Annotated in this window: 2 protein-coding genes and 1 pseudogene; all 3 read left to right on the top strand. The window is 42.2% G+C overall.

The features are described from left to right. Positions 1 to 91: 91 nt before the first annotated feature. Positions 92 to 496 carry a hypothetical protein gene (locus JGK16_RS31995; protein ID WP_293193895.1) on the top strand — a complete coding sequence of 135 codons (405 nt, stop codon included), beginning with the start codon at positions 92 to 94 and terminating at the stop codon, positions 494 to 496. Positions 497 to 725: 229 nt separating this feature from the next. Beyond that, positions 726 to 4,013 carry a tetratricopeptide repeat protein gene (locus tag JGK16_RS31990; RefSeq protein ID WP_293193897.1) on the top strand — a complete coding sequence of 1,096 codons (3,288 nt, stop codon included), beginning with the start codon at positions 726 to 728 and terminating at the stop codon, positions 4,011 to 4,013. Between the two features lie 151 nt (positions 4,014 to 4,164). After that, positions 4,165 to 4,479: pseudogene (locus JGK16_RS31985) on the top strand (hypothetical protein); the annotation flags it as partial. Between the last annotated feature and the right edge of the window lie 94 nt (positions 4,480 to 4,573).

Genomic DNA, 4,573 nt, shown 5'->3' with positions numbered 1-4,573 from the left:
CGAAAAAAATGTGCCTCAAATTTTAAGACTGAGATGTGCGTATTTAAATAATGACATCAAGCTAGGTGTTTCTACTTAGTCAAAAAGTGGGATGCTCCCCATTCCTTTCTACATCCACCACTTAATTGTTAAACTCAAATTGCGCGGTGGTTCAGGGGATATACCAGCGATTAAAGCAATCATTGCTGATTCTTTGGATGACCCGATGAATCCTTGGAAGATGGAACATTACGCAGAGCGCATCGATAGTTATTACGATGATAAACAGCGTCCTTATGCCAGGAATTTACTAGATATTTTGGCAGTCGCAAACGAGCCTTTGTTATTTGATGAATTGTTTAATCGTCTCAAGCAAGAGTCGGACACTCAAGACAAGGAAATTGCCAGGAAAGTGTTAACTCTTTTGCAGAAAGATTATTATATCCAAAAGAGTGATTTGGGATTTCAATTTCGTTATCCGCTGATTCAAAAATACTGGAAATCATCGAGATGTTGAGATTTCTTGTTTCCAATTAATCCGGCGGTTGAAACCGCGACTACACAAACGAAGTCCGCCTTCGCGGACTAAGAAATTCTCGTTCCCAGGCTCTGCCTGGGGACGCAGATCCGGAGGCTCTGCCTCTTCTTTTCCTCGGTAACAGACGAGGCAGAGCCTCTAGATATCGGTTCCCAGGCAGAGCCGGGGAACCAGTTAAATAATACTACATAACCCACCGAATCAATCTATGAAAAATACATTTATCTCCCGATTTACTCCGAGCTTGATGGCACCAGAAACCCTGGAAGATATCCTAGTCCAACGTCACACACTAGCAAATTATTTAGTAGATAAAATCCGGGATAGCGCCACAACAGATAGCAAGTATTTTCAACTCCTAATCGGGCCGCGCGGTATTGGCAAAACGCACTTAGTTTCCCTGATATATCATCGTGTTGCCAAGATGGAGGATTTGCAAGATAAATTGCTAATTGCGTGGCTGCGCGAAGAGGAATGGGGGATTGCATCTTTCTTGGATTTGTTGCGGGGAATATTCCGGGCAATTGCTCAAGAATATCCCGCAGCATATCAAGCTCAGTTACATGATGAAGTTGAAAAGCTTTATGATCTGTCCCTCGAACAAGCTGAATATAAGGCGGCAGAATTGCTGAGAGAGTTTGTTGGGAATCGGGTACTATTATTGATTGTTGAAAATTTAGAGGACGTGTTTAAAGGCTTGGAGGAATTCGGGCAGAAGCAGTTGAGGGCGTACATTCAAAATCATTCGTTTTTGACTATTTTGGCGACATCACAAAGTTTGTTTGATGGAGTCAAACTCTATGATAATCCTTTTTATGGTTTCTTCTATTCACATACATTAAATGAGTTTAAGGTTGATGATGCTGTAGATTTGTTGAATCACATTGCTAACTTAGAAGGGAATACAGATTTAGCATCTTTTATTCAAACTCCAACCGGGCGCGATCGCATAAAAGTTGTGCATTACCTTTCTGGTGGCAGTCCTCGCGTGTATATTGTTTTTTCGGCTTTTCTGATGACTCCTGAATCGCTCGATAAATTGGTGGAACCGTTCATGGAAATGCTGGATAGCCTCACGCCATACTATCAGGATCGGATGAAGTATATTTCAAATCAGCAACGAAAGATTGTTGACTTTTTGTGCGATCGAGGTGGTGCAGCACCAGTGAAAGAAATTGCTAAATACTGTTTTATTACTCACCAAACAGTATCTAGTCAACTTAAAGATTTGTTAGAAAAAGGTTATGTCAAAAAGGAAGAAATTGGACGGGAATCGTGGTATGAATTGCGGGAACCATTGATGCGTTTTTGTCTGGAGGTGAAGAAGCAGCGCAATCAACCGATTCGATTAATTGTGGATTTTATTCGGGTTTGGTATACGCGGGAAGAGTTGCAGCAGCGATTGGGATTGAGGATGGCGGATGTTGATTTTGCGGAGAAAGAATGTCATTTTATGTATCGGCAAGGTTTGAAACCGATTCCACCTGATGCTGTGATGGATCGAGAATATCATACGCGGGCGCTGGAGGCTATTGAGAACAATGAGGAAGATCCGCTTCTGAAGGCTTATTATGATGAGATGGAAAATTGTATTGAACAGAAAGATGATGTTTCGGCTTTAGCATATGCGGAAAGATTGGTAACAAGTCGCGGGGAGGCAAGAGATTGGTTGGAAAAGGGACGTTGTTTGAATAGGCTTAAACGTCGCGATGAAGCTTTGGAGTGTTTAGATAAGGCTATTGAAATTGATTCTAATTATGCGAGGGCTTGGGCTAATAAAGGTAATGTACTCAAAATTCTTCAACGCTATGAAGAAGCCTTAGTATCTTTCGATAAGGCGATCGCACTTGATCCCAGTAATAAGTGGGCTTGGGCTTGGGCTATGCGAAGTAATGTACTCAACAACCTCAGACGCGATGAAGAAGCCTTAGTATCTTGCGATCGCGCGATCGCACTTGATCCCAATTATCAGTGGGCTTGGTATATGCGAGGTAATGAACTTAACAACCTCAAACGTTATGAAGAAGCTTTAGTATCTTTCGATCGGGCGATCGAACTTGATGCCAATAATCAGTCATTTTGGGTTAAACGAGGCAATTTACTCAACAACCTCAAACGCTATGATGAAGCTTTGGTATCATTTGATCACGCGATCGAACTAGATGCCAATGATAAGTGGGCTTGGCGTAATCGAGGCAATGTACTCAAAAACCTCAAACGCTATGAAGAAGCTTTAGAATCTTACGATCGGGCGATCGAACGAGATGCCAATTATCAGTCAGCTTGGCGTATGCGAGGCAATGTACTTTACAACCTCAAACGCTATGATGAAGCCTTAGTATCTTGCGATCGTGCGATCGAACTTGATGCTAACGATCCGTGGGATTGGAATAATCGAGGCAATGTACTCAACAACCTCAAACGCTATGATGAAGCCTTAGTATCTTACGATCGCGCGATCAAACTTGATGCCAATTATAAGTGGGCTTGGGCTAATCGAGGTAATGTACTCGACAACCTCAATCGCTATGATGAAGCCTTAGTATCATTGGATCGTGCGATCGAACTAGATGCCAATTATCAGTGGGCTTGGCGTATACGAGGTAATGTACTCAACAACCTCAAACGCTATGAAGAAGCTTTAGAATCCTTCGATCGCACGATCGAATTTGATGATAATTATCAGTATGCTTGGCGTATGCGAGGTAATGTACTCAACAACCTCAAACGCTATAATGAAGCTTTACTATCTTACGATCGGGCGATCAAACTAGATGCCAATTATCAGTGGGCTTGGCGTAATCGAGGTGATATACTCTACAATCTCAAACGTTATGATGAAGCTTTAGAATCCTTTGATAAAGCCATTGAAATTGACTCCAATTCTTTTTCTGGGTGGGCTTGGCTTATTCGAGGTGATGTACTCAACCACCTCAAACGCTATGATGAAGCCTTAGTATCTTGTGAAAAAGCTTTAATATCTTGTGATAAGGCGATCGAACTTGGTAAAGAAGGTGTACCTGTCTTCTTCAATCGTGCCATTGCCATTCTCGGATTAAATCGTTGGGATGAAGGCATCGCCGCCTTAGACGACGCATTCCAACGACTTGAATCAGATGACGAAGCTAGTTCGGAAGATGCCGAATTAATTATCAGCACCCTATTCACCAGCAACGATTCAATAATATATCAAACTCGCATCACCAGCCTAATTGCAGTTTACGAAAAACACAAATATCTCTCAATCTTAGGACAGGGAATTGTGCGAAACATCCCCGCGCTAATGTCAGAAATGGTCAGCGACAAAGCCGCACGCACTTGGTTAGAATTGTGGCAAAAACTAACCAGCAACTACGAACAATTCCAAATTCCCATCCGCCTGCTGAATGCGGCTGTCCGCTATAAGGAAACCAAGGGTGACAGACGAGTTTTGCTAGAACTTCCCATTGAAGAACGCAATTTATTAGAACCGTTGGTGTTAGGAAAAGTAGAATAAGAGTACACAGGATTTAGGGACTCCGACAAAGAAACCGGGTTTTTATCAAATCTGTCGGTTACAACGAAGTATTTTCGTGAAAAACCCGGTTTCTCGGCTTCATAATAGATATAAAATATAAATTGATGATACTAGCAAAGGACTCATCCCCATGACGGCAACAATTCCAACTAAAACCTCACCACAAATCATCTACCCCGACAGTGACGGCAAACCCATGTCAGACAATACCAAACAGTTTGAATTAATTGTCACCATTCAAGGTGGAATAGATGCCTTATACAAAGACAACGAAAATGTCTTTGTAGCAGGTGATTTGCTGTGGTATCCCGTCGAAGGAGATAACAAAACTCGCCAAGCACCTGATACGATGGTAGTATTTGGTAGACCCAAAGGTTACAGAGGTTCCTACCAACAGTGGCTTGAAGATAATATCGCCCCGCAAGTTGTCTTTGAAATCCTGGCGTTGCTGAATCAGGGTATGAGACGAGAAAAAATGCGAGATTGGAGCCGAAAATGATTTCTGGGATTTTGATTGGGAATTGGAACATCTCCAAATT

Origin of the sequence: Microcoleus sp. PH2017_09_SFU_O_A, assembly GCF_020738625.1 — a bacterium.
In the GTDB taxonomy this organism is placed as follows: Bacteria; Cyanobacteriota; Cyanobacteriia; order Cyanobacteriales; family Microcoleaceae; genus Microcoleus.
Note: the sequence above shows the minus strand (reverse complement) of the source record. Positions and strands in the feature narration are given on the sequence as shown.

Coding starts and splice junctions, on each gene's coding strand:
- JGK16_RS31990 (WP_293193897.1), top strand. CDS start 726: ATGAAAAATACATTTATCTCCCGATTTACTCCGAGCTTGATGGCACCA.
- JGK16_RS31995 (WP_293193895.1), top strand. CDS start 92: ATGCTCCCCATTCCTTTCTACATCCACCACTTAATTGTTAAACTCAAA.